Annotated in this window: 15 protein-coding genes; all 15 read left to right on the top strand. The window is 63.0% G+C overall.

Features of this window, described 5'->3' with window-relative positions:
* Positions 1-7: 7 nt before the first annotated feature.
* Positions 8-1129 carry a zinc-dependent metalloprotease gene (locus ABIE18_RS12330; protein WP_431120086.1) on the top strand — a complete coding sequence of 374 codons (1122 nt, stop codon included), beginning with the start codon at positions 8-10 and terminating at the stop codon, positions 1127-1129.
* Between the two features lie 149 nt (positions 1130-1278).
* Positions 1279-2337, top strand: a complete 1059-nt coding sequence (gene tilS / locus ABIE18_RS12325; protein ID WP_499723329.1) for a tRNA lysidine(34) synthetase TilS — start codon at positions 1279-1281, stop codon at positions 2335-2337.
* Between the two features lie 31 nt (positions 2338-2368).
* Positions 2369-2920, top strand: coding sequence for a hypoxanthine phosphoribosyltransferase (hpt, locus tag ABIE18_RS12320; RefSeq protein WP_216924216.1), 552 nt, complete (start codon positions 2369-2371; stop codon positions 2918-2920).
* A gap of 47 nt (positions 2921-2967) precedes the next feature.
* Positions 2968-4020: a LacI family DNA-binding transcriptional regulator gene (locus ABIE18_RS12315; protein WP_499723088.1), complete on the top strand. Its 1053-nt coding sequence runs from the start codon at positions 2968-2970 to the stop codon at positions 4018-4020.
* A gap of 166 nt (positions 4021-4186) precedes the next feature.
* Positions 4187-6256 carry an ATP-dependent zinc metalloprotease FtsH gene (ftsH, locus tag ABIE18_RS12310; RefSeq protein ID WP_431117449.1) on the top strand — a complete coding sequence of 690 codons (2070 nt, stop codon included), beginning with the start codon at positions 4187-4189 and terminating at the stop codon, positions 6254-6256.
* A gap of 10 nt (positions 6257-6266) precedes the next feature.
* The gene (folE, locus tag ABIE18_RS12305) at positions 6267-6899 is read left to right on the top strand and encodes a GTP cyclohydrolase I FolE (RefSeq protein ID WP_499723086.1); all 633 of its coding nucleotides are present in this window, start codon (positions 6267-6269) and stop codon (positions 6897-6899) included.
* Between the two features lie 7 nt (positions 6900-6906).
* Entirely contained in the window at positions 6907-7812 is a 906-nt protein-coding gene (gene folP, locus ABIE18_RS12300) for a dihydropteroate synthase (protein WP_499723084.1), read from the top strand.
* Between the two features lie 12 nt (positions 7813-7824).
* Positions 7825-8184: a dihydroneopterin aldolase gene (gene folB / locus ABIE18_RS12295; RefSeq protein ID WP_216924207.1), complete on the top strand. Its 360-nt coding sequence runs from the start codon at positions 7825-7827 to the stop codon at positions 8182-8184.
* Positions 8181-8720 (top strand): 2-amino-4-hydroxy-6-hydroxymethyldihydropteridine diphosphokinase, encoded by a 540-nt coding sequence (gene folK / locus ABIE18_RS12290; protein ID WP_499723083.1) that lies wholly within the window; start codon positions 8181-8183, stop codon positions 8718-8720. The genes folB and folK overlap by 4 nt, the downstream gene beginning before the upstream one ends.
* A gap of 2 nt (positions 8721-8722) precedes the next feature.
* Entirely contained in the window at positions 8723-9244 is a 522-nt protein-coding gene (locus ABIE18_RS12285) for a DUF3180 domain-containing protein (RefSeq protein ID WP_224166000.1), read from the top strand.
* A complete protein-coding gene (locus ABIE18_RS12280) occupies positions 9225-9737 on the top strand; it encodes a PH domain-containing protein (protein WP_223935291.1) in 513 nt (170 codons plus the stop codon). The genes ABIE18_RS12285 and ABIE18_RS12280 overlap by 20 nt, the downstream gene beginning before the upstream one ends.
* Positions 9734-11320 carry a PH domain-containing protein gene (locus ABIE18_RS12275; RefSeq protein ID WP_499723081.1) on the top strand — a complete coding sequence of 529 codons (1587 nt, stop codon included), beginning with the start codon at positions 9734-9736 and terminating at the stop codon, positions 11318-11320. Before ABIE18_RS12280 ends, ABIE18_RS12275 begins: the two co-directional genes overlap by 4 nt.
* Entirely contained in the window at positions 11313-12221 is a 909-nt protein-coding gene (locus tag ABIE18_RS12270) for a Rossmann-like and DUF2520 domain-containing protein (RefSeq protein WP_499723080.1), read from the top strand. The genes ABIE18_RS12275 and ABIE18_RS12270 overlap by 8 nt, the downstream gene beginning before the upstream one ends.
* Positions 12222-12226: 5 nt before the next feature.
* Positions 12227-13129: a pantoate--beta-alanine ligase gene (gene panC, locus ABIE18_RS12265; RefSeq protein WP_431117457.1), complete on the top strand. Its 903-nt coding sequence runs from the start codon at positions 12227-12229 to the stop codon at positions 13127-13129.
* Positions 13130-13245: 116 nt separating this feature from the next.
* Positions 13246-14730, top strand: coding sequence for a DHA2 family efflux MFS transporter permease subunit (locus ABIE18_RS12260; RefSeq protein ID WP_499723078.1), 1485 nt, complete (start codon positions 13246-13248; stop codon positions 14728-14730).
* The last annotated feature ends 702 nt before the right edge of the window (positions 14731-15432 follow it).

Raw genomic sequence — 15432 nt, 5'->3', positions numbered from 1 at the left:
GGACCGTATGGTGTCATCTGCCCGAGATTCGTCAGCAGGGGCCCCGTCCCTGATCAATTGGGACCTGGCCGCCTCCACGGCTGCCCGGCTTACCCCGCCCGGTCCCGCGATGAGCGCCGGGGAAATCGGCAAGGCGGTGGAGAACCTGCGCTTCAACGCCGATATCTCCGTGCCGCATGTCCATGACATCACCGGGCTTGAAGCGGCGCGGGACCTGCGGGATTCGCACGTTCTCGTCGTGGACCGTGCCTCATGGTCCAAGGCCAACACCCAGAGCTTCTCCGTCATGCTCCAGCCTGTCCTGGAGAAAATGCTGGAGTCCCGCAGCAGCCTGTCCCTGACACCTGCGGCCGCTGCGGCCAGCGGGGCCATCACCGGCAGCCAACTCGGCGCCATCCTTGCTTTCCTGTCCAGTAAAGTCCTGGGCCAATACGATCCGTTCGCGGCCCTGGCCCCGGACGCCAACGTTCCTTCGGGCGGCCGGCTGCTCCTTGTTGCACCCAACATCATCTCGGTGGAACGCGAACTCAACGTGCACCCGGACGACTTCAGGCTCTGGGTATGCCTCCACGAACAAACCCACCGCGTTCAGTTCGCCGCAGCACCGTGGCTGCGGGACCACATGCTCGCCGAAATCGAAAAGCTCAGCAGTCATCTCCTGGGCAACATGGATTCCCTGGTTGAACGGGCAGCGGCGGTAGCCAAATCCCTGAAGGACCGCGCTGCATCGGGAAACGTGCCAAGCCGGGGCGCAATTCTGGACCTGCTGCAGGATCCCGAGGAGAAGGCTTCCCTGTCCCACATCACTGCCGTCATGAGCCTCCTCGAAGGTCATGCCAACGTGGTGATGGATGCGGTCGATTCCAGCATCGTCCCGTCCGTGAAGACGATTCGCCAGCGGTTCAATGATCGCGGCAAGGACCGCGGCATCATCGAGAAGTTCATCCGTAACCTCCTCGGTCTCGACGCCAAGATGCGCCAGTACACCGACGGCGCAAAGTTCGTGCGCGAGGTTGTTGAGGTGGGCGGCATGGAAGGCTTCAACCGGGTGTGGGAGTCTGCCGAAAACCTCCCCACCGAGGAAGAGATCCACAATTCCAGGATGTGGCTCGAGCGGATGGGGCTTTGAGCGCACTCGTGTTTGATGGCCCCTCTGATGGTGGTTCCCAGAGCGCTTCTGGCAGTCGTTCTGACAACGGTTCCGAGAATGGAGCTAAAGGCACGGGCCGACGCCGGCCCGGCCGTTTGGCGCCCGTCGTCGGCAAGGCACGGAAGCAGTTGCAGAACGCCTTGGCCGCTGCGGGTTACCCGGAACGTGTTCTCGTAGCCTGCAGCGGAGGCCCGGATTCGCTTGCGCTCGCCGCGGTGGCTGGATACTTCGCCCGGCGCGGCCACGTGGACGGGCATCCCATTTCCGTGGCAGGCGTGGTTGTTGACCACCAACTTCAGGCTGGCTCGGCAGACGTAGCTTCCCGGACGGCAGCGGTCTTGAGGGAACTCGGCCTCTCACCTGTGGAAGTGCGTACGGTGGAAGTCGCGTCCACAGGATTCGGGCCCGAAGCTGCAGCCCGCGATGCCCGGCACGCAGCACTCGAGGCCGCTGCAGATGACCTTGGTTGCGATCGAATCCTGCTCGGGCACACCTTGGATGACCAAGCCGAACAGGTGCTCCTGGGGCTGGCCCGTGGCTCGGGTACCCGTTCTTTGGCCGGCATGAGGCCCATCCGGGGACGGCTGCTTAGGCCCTTCCTGGGCCTAAGGCGGGAAGAGACCCTGGAAATCTGCGAGGTCGAGGAACTGCAGCCGTGGCACGATCCGAGCAACAGTGACTCTGCCTTCGCGCGCTCGCGAACCCGCGTCGAGGTCATGCCGGTACTCGAAGAAAAGCTGGGGCCGGGCGTTGCCGAATCTTTGGCACGGACGGCTGCAATCCTGCAGCAGGACGCCGATTTCCTTGAGGATCTTGCAAACGAGACGTATCTCTCGCTGGTGCAGCGAACCGACGACGGCGCGTGGTTGCCGGAGGACGCCGTCCGCGGACTTCCCGCAGCGCTGAGGTTCCGCGTTATCGCGAAGGCCGCTGCCGACGTCGGGGGCCTACAACCCGGGTACGGGCGGCTCCAAGCCGCGGAAGCGTTGCTTCGCCGCCAGGGTTCTGCCGGCCCTGTGGAACTTCCCGGCCACGTCAGTGTCTATCGCTTGTCCCTCAGCGATTTGGAGCAGGAACGGGCTGCCTCCGGCGGTCCCGAGTCCGGTGCTTCGGCCACGAGCGGTCCCCGCGAGGCCGCACGCTGTGGGAAGCTAGTATTCCGGCATCAGAAATCGCCCCAACAGTAGCCGCACCCGAGCATCAAAACAGGAGCCATTGGTGGATTCAAACGACGTCCAGGCAGATCTCAAGCACGTTCTTTACACCAAAGAGCAGATCCAAACTCGCATCGCTGAACTGGCGGCGCAGATCGACAAGGACTACGAAGGCCGCGAACTGCTGATCGTCGGTGTCCTCAAGGGTGCCGTGATGGTCATGGCGGACCTGGCGCGTGCCTTGCACAGCCACGTCAGCATGGACTGGATGGCCGTTTCTTCCTACGGTTCCGGCACCCAATCCTCCGGTGTTGTACGTATCCTCAAGGACCTCGATACCGACCTCATGGGGAAGGACGTGCTGATCGTCGAGGACATCATCGACTCCGGCCTGACACTTTCATGGCTCAAGTCCAACCTCGAATCCCGGGGTACGGCCAGCGTTGAGATCTGCACCGCTTTCCGTAAGCCGACCGCCGCCAAGGTGGAGATCGACGTCAAATACGTCGGCTACGACATCCCCAACGAGTTCGTTGTGGGCTATGGCCTGGATTACGCCGAGAAGTACCGCAACCTGGACTTCGTGGGCACGCTGGCCCCGCACGTTTACGAGTAAATCCCCTTACTTACGCCCTCACCGGACCATAAGGACGTGGGAACCCGTTGACGAACAAAAGCATTGGCATCAAGGACGTAGCAGTTGCCGCCGGCGTGTCCGTCACCACTGTTTCCCACGTCCTGAATGACGTCGCCTACGCCCGCATCAGCCTGGAAACACGGGAAAAGGTCAAAGCCACGGCGGAACGCCTCGGCTATGGCCCAAACCGGCTGGCCCAGGCCCTGCGTACGCAACGGACCGGAATGCTGGGTCTCGTCAGCGAGGAAATCGCCACCACACCACACGCAGGGCGAATCATCCTGGGTGCAGATGAGGCCGCCAGGGCGCGGGGCTACAACCTGATGATCATCAACACCTCAGGCGCAGCAAGTGACGAGTCCAGGCAGGCCGATGTCGAGGCCCTCCTGGAGCGACGCGTGGATGGCATCCTGTACGCCACCATGTACCACCGCGAGGTCACGTTGCCGGAAAACCTGAGTTCAATTCCCGCGGTGCTTGTGGACTCCGAGAGCCTGACCGGGAGCGTCGCTGCGGTAGTCCCCGACGAAGAGGGCGGCGCCAGGGTTGCCGTGCAAAGCCTCCTTGATGCCGGCCACCGCCGGATCGGTTTCCTGAACAACACCGACGACGTCCCGGCTACGCGGGATCGCTTGCGTGGTTTCCGGAACGCCTTGGACGAAGCAGGGCTCGACGGCGCTGCCGCACCTGTGGAGTCCGAGCTCTCGGAGGTGCTGGGCGGCTATGTTGCCGCCTTGCGGATGTTCAAGCGAAAGGACCGGCCCACGGGCCTGTTCTGCTACAACGACCGCATGGCAATGGGTGCCTACCGTGCAGCGGCCGAGGTGGGAATCAGCATTCCCAATGAACTGTCCGTGGTGGGTTTCGACGATCAGGAACTCATCGCGGCCAACCTCTATCCTGGCCTGACGACAGTGGCGTTGCCCCACTACGAGATGGGTGCCTGGGCCACTGAACGCCTGATCGATGCCATCGAGGGCAAGGCAGACCTCGCCGTCCTGGCAGCCAAGCCGACGATTCTGGAGTGTCCCCTGGTGACCCGCGAATCCATTACGAATCCCCACCCAGGGCTGTCCTAGCGCGGCGTAGGCGAGTATCCTGTGTACGCCCAGAGGGAACTTTTGAGCATTCCAGTGCGTGAATAACTGGGAACGGTGTATAGCTAGAAACTGAAGCAGCACCATTCGCGCGCAGAAGTTGCGCCTCGCAGCACTACCAGGAGGGACGGGGCAAAACCCCGATCAGATGAAAGCTAAGAGTTTCTTCAAGGGCCCGGGCATCTGGATTGTTGTCGTCGTCGGCTTGCTCCTGGTGGCATTCGCAACGCTGGCTCCGGGCGGTTCCACACGTATTGACACCAAGGACGGCCTCGAGCTCCTCGCGCAAAGCGGCAAGGTGGAGCAGGCCAAGATTTTCGACGCCGAGAACCGCGTTGACTTGGTACTGAAAGACAACCTGAATATTGATGGCCAGGACAAGGGCAAGAACGTCCAGTTCTTCTACGTCACGGACCGTGGCCCGGACGTCGTCAAGGCTGTCACCAGCGCCAACCCGGACAAGGGCTTCACTGACCAGCCGGTCGAGAACAACTGGTTCTCCGGTCTGTTCTCCCTGCTCATCCCCGTGTTGCTGCTCGGTGTCCTGTTCTGGTTCCTGCTGTCCCGCATGCAGGGCGGCGGCTCCAAGGTGATGCAGTTCGGCAAGTCCAAGGCCAAGCTGGTCAACAAGGACATGCCCCAGGTGACCTTCTCAGACGTCGCCGGTGCTGACGAAGCCGTGGAAGAGCTCCAGGAAATCAAGGAATTCCTCCAGGAGCCGGCCAAGTTCCAGGCCGTTGGCGCCAAGATCCCCAAGGGTGTGCTGCTCTACGGCCCTCCAGGTACAGGTAAGACGCTGCTGGCCCGCGCTGTTGCCGGCGAGGCAGGCGTTCCCTTCTTCTCCATCTCCGGCTCGGACTTTGTTGAGATGTTCGTCGGCGTTGGTGCTTCCCGTGTTCGCGACCTTTTCGAACAGGCCAAAGCAAGCTCCCCTGCCATCATCTTCGTTGATGAAATCGACGCCGTTGGCCGTCACCGCGGTGCGGGTATCGGCGGCGGTAACGATGAGCGCGAGCAGACCTTGAATCAGCTCCTCGTTGAGATGGACGGCTTCGACGTCAAGACCAACGTCATCCTCATCGCGGCGACCAACCGTCCTGACGTCCTGGACCCCGCGCTGCTGCGCCCGGGTCGTTTCGACCGCCAGATCACCGTGGAAGCCCCGGATATGATCGGCCGCGAACAGATCCTAAACGTCCACGCCAAGGGCAAACCGATGGCTCCGGGCATCGACCTCAGGGGTGTTGCCAAGAAGACTCCCGGCTACACGGGTGCGGATCTGGCCAACGTCCTGAACGAAGCTGCGCTGCTGACTGCGCGTTCAAATGCCAACCTGATCGATGACCGCGCCCTGGACGAGGCCATCGACCGCGTCATGGCAGGCCCGCAGAAGCGCAGCCGCGTCATGAAGGAACTCGAGCGCAAGATCACCGCGTACCACGAAGGTGGCCACGCACTGGTTGCGGCCGCGCTGCGTAACTCCGCTCCGGTCACCAAGATCACCATCCTTCCCCGTGGCCGTGCCCTTGGCTACACCATGGTGATTCCTGAGGACGACAAGTACTCGGTAACCCGTAACGAGTTGCTGGACCAGATGGCGTACGCCATGGGTGGCCGTGTTGCCGAGGAAATCGTGTTCCATGACCCGTCCACCGGTGCGTCCAACGACATCGAGAAGGCCACGTCAACGGCCCGGAAGATGGTCACCCAATACGGCATGAGCGAACGCGTTGGTGCTGTGAAGCTCGGCCAAGGCGGCGGTGAGCCGTTCCTCGGCCGCGACGCCGCGCAGGAGCGCAACTTCTCGGACCAGATCGCCTACGTTGTGGACGAGGAAGTGCGTCGCCTGATCGATCAGGCGCACGATGAGGCTTACGCCATCCTCACCGAAAACCGCGATGTCCTCGATCGGCTGGCACTGGAACTGCTTGAGCGCGAAACCCTCAACCAGGCCGAGATCGCCGAGATCTTCCACGACATCCGCAAGCGCGATTTCCGCGAGATCTGGCTGTCCAAGGAGTCCCGCCCTGTCCAGTCCATCCCGCCGGTAGAGTCCCGCGCCGAGAAAGCCGAGCGCGAGGCCCAGGAAGAGGCCAAGAAGGCCCGTCTGGACGAGCCGCTGGATGCCGTAGCCCCGCACGCCCAGGGCGTCAGCAGCCAGGAGTCATTCCAGTCACCGGGACCCGACGGCGGCAACGACTCTCCGCTTCACGGCTAAGCTTTCTGCTGTGACTCATTTCGACGACGACGACCTCGCCGCCGCCCACGGCTCAGCCGCGGACGGTAAGCGGGGCCACAAAGTAGACCGCCCGCGCATTGAAGCAGCAGTACGTGAAATCCTGCTCGCCATCGGTGAAGACCCTGATCGCGGGGGCCTGCATGACACGCCCAAGCGTGTTGCCAAGGCCTATGCTGAGGTCTTTGCGGGCCTGCACCAGCACCCGGCGGATGTCCTTTCCACCACGTTTGACCTTGACCATGAAGAGCTTGTCCTCGTGAAGGACATCCCCTTCTACTCGACGTGCGAACACCATCTGGTGCCGTTCCACGGCGTCGCTCATGTTGGTTATATTCCGTCACATGACGGCAAGGTCACGGGCCTGAGCAAGCTGGCCCGTCTGGTGGATATTTATGCGCGCCGGCCGCAGGTGCAGGAGCGGCTCACCACGCAGATCGTTGAGGCACTGGTTAAGCACCTGAACCCGCGCGGCGCGATTGTCGTCATCGAATGCGAACACATGTGCATGTCCATGCGCGGCATCCGCAAGCCCGGCGCCAAGACTGTCACCAGCGCGGTGCGTGGTCAGCTCCATGACCCGGCCACCCGCGCCGAGGCCATGAGCCTCATACTCGGAAGGTAAGCAATATATGGATTCCCTCGCTGCAGCTCCCGGAACCGGCCCGGCCACAAGCCCACTGCCGATTCTCCGCAAGCCGAGGCCCGCGGCCAGGTTTGAGGACCTGCCAACGGACCGCACGCTCGTTATGGGAATTCTCAATGTCACCCCGGATTCCTTTAGCGACGGCGGCACCCACCGCACGCCGGACACCGCAATCGCCCTCGGCCTGCGTATGTTCTACGCCGGCGCGGACATCATCGACGTCGGTGGCGAGTCCACCCGCTCCGGCGCCGAACCTGTTTCCCCTGAAGAAGAGCAGCGCAGAGTCCTCCCTGTGATCCAGGCGCTGGTCAAGGCAGGCGCGCTGGTGAGCATCGATACGATGCACACGTCGACGGCGGCTGCTGCGGTGGAAGCCGGTGCCGCGATCATCAACGACGTCTCAGGGCTGACCATCGAGCCGGACATGCCCGAGCTCGTGGCACGGACCCAGGTTCCATACATCCTCACGCATCGTCGTGGCGATGCCCGCACCATGGACAGCCTCACCGAGTACAACGACGTCACCGAAGACGTCGTGGCCGAGCTCAAGGGGGTTCGCGACAAACTTTATGCAGCGGGCGTCGCTCCCGAGCAGATCATCGTTGACCCCGGAATCGGCTTCTCCAAGAACGAGGACCAGAACTGGGAAATCCTCAAGAACCTGGACAAGCTGTTCGGACTCGGACACAAGGTCATGGTGGCTGCGTCGCGCAAGCGGTTCCTCGGCTCGCTTCTGACTGTTGCCGGTAAGTCGGCCGCGCCGCTGGAGCGGGATGCCGCCACCGCAGCTATCACTGCTTTGAGCGCTGCGAAGGGCGCCTGGGCTGTCCGCGTCCACGACGTCGGTCCGAGCCTTGACGCCGTCAAGGTTGCCGCTCGAATCGCCCGCTGACCGGAGGACCTTGTGGACAGGATCACGCTGACCGGTGTCACCGCCGTCGGCCATCACGGAGTGTTCGATTTCGAGCGCCGGGACGGCCAGCCGTTCGTCGTGGACGCCGTCCTCCATACTGACTTCAGCAAGGCTGCGGAGACGGATGACCTCCAGTACACCGCGCACTACGGCGAGGTGGCTGAGCTCATTACCTCGCACATCGAGGGCGAGCCGCTGAACCTGATTGAGGGTTTGGCTGTGAGGATCGCCGATGGCATCCTCGCCAATTACAACGTGGCCGCAGTGGATGTCACCGTCCACAAGCCGAAGGCGCCCATCGAGGTTCCGTTCGGCGATGTCACTGTGAGTGTCCACAGGGAGCGATCATGAACTCCGGATACACCAAAGCGATCCTGGCCCTCGGCAGCAATCTTGGTGAGCGGAACGACACCCTGTCCACCGCCGTCGCCGATCTCGTTGACCCACCGGACGTGAGGCTCCTTGGAGTATCTCCGGTTGTCCAGACCAAGGCAGTCGGCGGCCCGGAAGGCCAACCCGATTTCCTGAACATGGTCATGGCAGTCGAGACAACGCTCAGTCCCCTTGAGCTGCTGCAGCACTGCCACGACGTCGAGCAGAAGCACCACCGCACCCGTGAAGTGCGGTGGGGTCCGCGGACGCTGGACGTCGACATCATCGTTTTCGGTGATGTGGTCAGCGAAGACCCCGTCCTGACCCTGCCTCATCCGAGGGCGGCCGAACGGGCCTTTGTCCTGTACCCGTGGTCGCTGCTGGAGCCGAGCGCCCAACTGAACGGGCAGAGCATTGCAGAGTTGGCAGCCGCAGCTGAAGACATGCCCGACATCCGTCGTTTCGACGGCTACGGCGACGTCGCCGGTGTTCCTGCGACGGGAGCGGTGGAGTAGCAGTGAAGCCCATGCGCCCCGCGGTCCTGGTCATCATCGCCATCATCGCTGCCGCCATCGGTTGGCTGGCCACGGCGGCAACCAACCGCTTCAGCATGCCCACTCCCGTGCTTCCGGTTTCCGCACTGGTCACCATGGGCGTCATCGCCGTGCTCACCCTGATCATGGGAATCCGGGTGCTGCGGTGGCGCAACGGCAAGAAGAAGAACCTGCTCAACCCGATCCTGGCCGCAAGGACGCTGATTCTTGCCCAGGCCTGCGCATATGCAGGGACGCTCCTTCTGGGCTGGCATGCTGGCATCTCCTTTGACCTTCTGCGAATCGGAACCTTGCGCAGTGGTGAAGGCATCCTGTGGAACGCTGTCCTGATGGGCGGTGGTGGCGTGGTGATGGTGGTCGTTGGCCTGGTGGTCGAGAGGTTCTGCCGGATCCCACCGGAAGACCTCGAAGGTGGCACCCCTGGACCGGAAACCCGCCGCGGGGAAGCAAAAGGCGAAGGCGAGTATGCGTACCGAGGCGATTGACCCTCCCGGGGTCCAGTGGCTGCGGGTCTCCCCGAAGTACGTCACGGTCCGCTTGGTGGAGTGGGCCATCGGAAACCTGGTGATGGTGGCGATCCTCAGCCTTCCCCTCGTATTTGTGCAGCTGGGTTGGTGGCGGTGGCCCCCGCTGTGGCTCGCCATCACGGTACCTGCGGTAATGCTCGTTCTGGCGTTGTGGCGGCTCGTGCTGATTCCGCGCCAGGTCCGCGCAATCGGTTACGCGGAGCGCGATGACGATCTCCTCATCCGCCGTGGCATCTTTTTCCAGCGCACCATGGTGGTCCCGTATGGACGCATGCAGTACGTGGATGTGTCTGTTGGTCCGGTGGAACGTGGACTGGGACTCTGTACTTTGAAACTCCACACGGCGTCCGCCGGAACCAGCGCATACCTTCCTGGGCTTCCTGCCGAGGAAGGGGCACGGCTGCGTGAACAGCTTTCGGCACGTGGAGAAGCCAGGCTGGCCGGGCTGTGAGCCCGGAAGGTAGCGCCACCGTGGGCCTCCCCGCTAAAGCCGACGACGGCGATTGGCGGCGCGTGCATCCAGCGTCGCCGTTCGTGCGCGGCTGGGTGGCGCTGGCCGCCGTCGGATACTTTTTCGGTCGCGACGCCTTTGAACGCATACTGCAGGGCCGCGACATCCTCGATCCCAACCTCAATGGACGGGTGCCCTGGCTGTTGGCCGGTGGCGGCATTGTGCTTCTCCTGACCGTGGGCGGATTCATCCTGAGCTGGTACTTCACGCGCTATCAGGTGGCCGAAGGCTATGTCCGGGTCAACACCGGATTCGTGTTCAAGCAGCAGCGGCAGGCGCGGCTGGACCGTGTCCAGGCGATCGACATAGTGCAGCCCCTTTTGGCGAGGATTTTTGGCCTCGCTGAACTCAAGTTTGAAGTCGCCGACGCCGGCGAGTCGGCCGTGCGGCTCGCTTACCTTCCGCTGGCCCAAGCCAAACAGTTGCGCGCCACTATCCTTGCCCGAGCTGCCGGAGTGGTGTGTGGACCAGAGACTGCGGAAGAAATCCCCGAAGCGCCGGAGCACATTGTCTTGTCCGTGCCACCTTCCCGGCTTATTGGCTCGCTCCTGCTGAGCGAGCAAACCGTCGGTATCCTGCTCGGTGCCGTGGCATCCATAGCTATCTCCGTGTACACCGAAAACAGCGCCATCTTTTTGGCGCTGATCCCGGCCGTGCTGGGCATCGGTGCTGCTTATTGGAGCTCATTCAACAAGGGCTACAACTTTACCGCCGCGATCTCCCCTGATGGGATCCGGCTGCGCTACGGGCTCCTGGACACCCAAGCCCAGACCTTGCCCCCGGGCCGAATCCAGGCGCTGAAAGTCACCCAGCCGCCCATCTGGAGGATCTTCGGTTGGTACCGGATGCAAGTTAACGTGGCCGGCTACGGGGGTGCGGCAGGCAATGAGAACGCTGCCCGGACCACCTTGCTTCCGGTGGGCATGAAGCCTGACGTCATGCGGATCCTGTCCCTCGTGCTGCCGGATCCGGGTGTTGAGGATCCGGAACGGGTTTTCACTTCCGGGCTGCAGGGGTTGGCTGGGCTGGAGGGGTTGACGCCGGCGGGTTCCGGCTCAGCCGGGTCTGCCGGATTTATCTTCACCGATGGTTTCGTCACTACTCCGCGCCGCGCCCGGCTCCTGGCACCACTGGGCTGGCGGCGCAACGGTTTCCTGGCCACGCGAACGGCATTGTTGATTCGATCCGGCCGATGGTGGCGCACTCTGGTCCTGGTTCCCCATCAGCGCACGCAGTCCATGGCGTTGCAGCAAGGTCCGCTTGCGCGGCGTTTTGGTGTGGCTGATCTTGTTCTCCACACCACGGCCGGACCCGTGGTGCCGCGCCTCTATCAGGCCGACGTGGAGCAGGCTGTGCAGCTCTTCGACCAGCAGGCTGCCCGTGCCCGCGAGGCGAGAAAGCGGCAGACCAGCGAGCAATGGCTTGCGCAGGTAAGCGGCCAGGCTCCACCCCAATCACTACCGCAAGCCCCAACGCAATCTCTACCGCAAGCACCAACGCAGGAGGACCCACAGCATGGTTAGGCCAGGAAGACTCGGAGTCGGCATTATCGGTGCCGGCAAGGTGGGGGCCGTCCTGGGTGCCGCTTTGCGCGCGGCCGAGCACGCCGTCGTCGGGGTTTCTGCCGTATCCGAAGCGAGCCGCGAGCGGGCAGAAACGCTGCTACCGGGAGTCCCGATCCTTGGGATCCAGGACATCGTGGAGCGATCAGAACTGGTGCTGCTTTCCGTTCCTGACGATGCCCTCGGCGAGCTTGTTGCCGGACTCGCGAAGCTCGGTGCGTGGCAGCCGGGCCAACTGGTGGCTCATACTTCCGGCCGTTTCGGCGTCGGGATCCTGCAACCGATCCGCACGGCGGGTGCCATTCCGCTGGCAATGCATCCCGCCATGACGTTCACCGGTATGAGCCTTGACCTGACCCGCCTCATGGATTGCACGTTCGGAATCACCGCCGACGCCGCTATGTTGCCGATTGCCCAAGCACTGGTTGTGGAGATGGGTGCCGAGCCGGTAGCGATTGCCGAGGCAGACCGCACCCTGTACCACGCCGCCCTCGCGCACAGCTCCAACCACATGGTGACGCTTGTTGCGCAGGCGTCGCAGTTGCTGCGGGAAATCGGAGTCGAATCCCCGGAGTCCATGCTGGGCCCATTGCTGCGGGCCACACTGGAGAATGCTCTGGCGTCCGGCGAGTCTGCGTTGACCGGTCCCGTCGCGCGCGGCGACGTAGGCACCGTTGCTGCGCACGCCCAAGTGCTGAAAGAATACGACGGCGGTGCGGGCGGCGACGTGCTCGCGGCCTACCAGGCCATGGCCCGGGCGACGGCCCGGCGTGCCGGAAACCGCGGACTGCTGCGCCCTGAACAACTGACTGACATTGGCGAGGCCTTGGGAACAGAGCCCACCGCGCCGGAAGGAATCTGAACAGCATGGCCATCAAACTCGTGACCACCGCGGCCGAACTGCGTGCCGAAAGCGCGCGGCTCCTTGCTTCCAAGCGAGGAAGTTCCCAGGGCCTGGTGCCGACCATGGGGGCCCTGCACTCCGGCCATGCAGCCCTGGCAAAGACCGCCGTGGCAGAAAACGACGTCGTGGTAGCAACGATTTTCGTCAATCCGCTCCAGTTCGGCGACGCCGTGGACCTCGACCGCTATCCCCGCACCCTTGACGCCGATATGGCCCTCCTGGATGCCGAAGGAGTGGACCTTGTCTTCGCGCCCTCCGTGGACGAGGTGTACCCCGGCGGGCAGCCGCTGGTTCGCGTCACGGCGGGTCCGCTGGGCGGGAAATGGGAAGGCGCCTCACGCCCGGGACACTTCGACGGTGCCCTGACAGTGGTAGCCAAGTTGCTGCACTACGGAATTCCGGGCGGTGCAGCTGCGGACGGTTCTATGCCTGCCTACCGTGCCTACTTTGGCCAGAAGGACGCCCAGCAACTTGCCCTCGTGAAGCGAATGGTCGCGGATCTGAACTTCCCCGTGGGGATCGTGCCCGTGCCCACCGTCCGTAGTGACGACGGGTTGGCGCTTTCCAGCCGTAACCGCTTCCTCTCGGACGAAGAACGCGAGGCAGCGCTGGTGCTCTCACGGGCTCTGCGCCTTATCGAGTCCCGCGCGAACGCACATGAACCGCTGGACCTGGATTCCGCCGTCGCGCTTGTTGAATCCCAGCCGCTGGTGGAACTGGACTATTTCGACGTCGTGGATCCCAACACTCTTGAGCCGCTGGCGGAGAACTGCAAAGAAACTCCGTTCCGCGGCGAAGGGCTGGCAATCATTGCCGCCAAGGTGGGCCCCGTGCGGTTGATAGACAACCTTCCGCTTAATTCCTGAGGTTGAATACCTAACGTTTGGATTTTCTGCTGACGGGAATCTCCTGGGCGTCTAGACTGTTGCTGTCTTCACCGGCACCGACCGCCGGAATCCAAGCCCAAACCTGAGGAATCCTCATGTCTACCGACGTCACGTCCGACGCCAACAGCGAGCCCGGTTCCGGCGCATCCGCAAGTGCTGCCTCCACAGAGGAAGCGCTCACGCAGACTCCCGTATCAGGGAAGATGTCCCGCGAATCCGTCACGGTCATTGTCACCCTGCTGGTTGCCACCTTTGTGGTGATCCTCAACGAGACCATCATGAACGTGGCGCTCCAGCGGCTGATGACCGATCTCAAGGTGGATGCGCCCACGGTCCAATGGCTCGCCACCGGGTTCATGCTGACCATGGCGGTCGTCATTCCCACTACCGGGTTCATCCTGCAGCGATTGACCACCCGTGGCTCGTTCATGCTCGCGATGGGACTCTTCAGCGGCGGAACTCTGCTCGCCGCCCTGGCACCCGGGTTCCCCGTGCTGCTCCTTGCACGCATCGTCCAGGCTGGCGGCACAGCCATCATGCTGCCATTGCTGATGACCACCATTCTCACTCTGGTACCGATGTCCCGGCGCGGAGCCGTGATGGGTAACGTCAGCATCGCCATCTCGGTCGCTCCCGCTATGGGCCCCACCGTTTCAGGCATCATCCTGGACCACTTCTCGTGGCGCTTCATGTTCGTGTTCGTGCTCCCCGTAGCCCTGGCTGCCTTGGCTATCGGCGCCAAGTACCTCACCAACGTGGGGGAGCGCGGGAAGACCGGTTTGGACTTCACCTCAGTGATCCTCACGGTGCCTGCGTTCGGTGGCCTGGTCTATGGCCTCAGCCAGATCGGTGGCGCCAACGCCGGGGTGGTCCCGATCATCGCACTCGTAGTAGGAGTCGTGTGCCTTGCGCTGTTCGTCTTCCGCCAGCTCAAACTGCAGAAGTCCGACTCGCCACTGCTGGATCTCCGGGCCTTCAACTTCCGAATGTTCACAGTGTCCACACTGCTGATGGTCGTAGCGATGATGGCCCTGTTCGGTGGCGTCATCCTGCTCCCGCTCTACCTGCAGAACACCCTGCACCTCCAGCCGATGGAAACCGGCCTGGCACTCTTGCCCGGCGGTTTGGCCATGGGTCTGCTGGGTCCTGTAATCGGACGGATCTTCGACAAAGTGGGTCCACTGCCGCTGACCGTATCCGGTTCAGTCCTCATGGTGCTGACGCTTTGGCAGTTCTCGCGCCTGGACCAGGCCAGTGCTCTGGGATGGGTGATTGCCCTGCACGTAACGTTGAGCCTTGGCTTGGCACTCCTCTTCACGCCTGCCTTCACCACGGGCTTGAACCCGCTGCCTCCGCACTTGTACTCCCACGGATCGGCCATCATGAGCACGGCCCAGCAGGTGGCCGGTGCCGCTGGCACTGCACTGCTCGTGTCCATCTTCGCCGTGGTGTCCGCATCCTCCGGCCTGGTAGCCGGCATGCAAGCCGCCTTCCTGGCGGCAACCATCATTGCCGGAGCTGCCGTAGTGCTCGGTGCCATGATGCGCAAGACCGAAGGCGCAGGCCACGGCGGTCACTGAGTTTGGGCTGGGCTGGGCTGGGCCTGGGTTCGGCCGGGTCGTTTGGGGGGCGCCGCGTTAGGCGGGATCCGGCGGTTTGGCGGGCATCCTCTGCGCGCTCGCTCGTGCCTCGCTTGGACGCGCGCTGCCGGATGCCCGCCAAACAGCCTCTTGCGCCCGATGCCCTTCCCGACGTTCTCTCACATCCTGACGTGTTTGGACGGACGTTCTCTCACGTGGTGACGTGTTTGGACGGACGTTCTCTCACGTGGTGACGTGTTTGGCGGCCGGCCGCTGAATCAGGCCCGACGGCGGATCCTGAGTGCCGCTTCAAAGGGCGGGTATTTCCGCCTCTTCTTTGTGTGACGGGCTTCACGGACAGCGGTTCTGGAGATATTGACGTGTTTCCGGGCAGATTCCCCAGTGTTTACGGGGTTTTGGGCGGCGTCTGGCTGGATTTGTTAGGACGGTATGGCACGTGTAAAGTTATCTGAGTCGCCGCCGCTGATGCGGAAATAATGGTGACGAAATCCCCTTCAAATTACCGGTTTCCGGTGGTGCTTTTTGCGCCTCCGATCTGGTTGGGGGACCTGAGGACGGTTTGCTTCATGCGACCGAATCGGGTAACTTTGAAAAGTTGCTCCGGAGCGATCCTGTGGCCCTGTAAGGGTCCGGTGGTGCCGGTTAGTGTCTGTTGTTTGAGAACTCAATAGTGTGCCAAGT

Source organism: Arthrobacter sp. 2762 (assembly GCF_040548745.1).
Lineage (GTDB): Bacteria > Actinomycetota > Actinomycetes > Actinomycetales > Micrococcaceae > Arthrobacter.
This window is presented reverse-complemented; position numbering and strand designations above follow the sequence as displayed.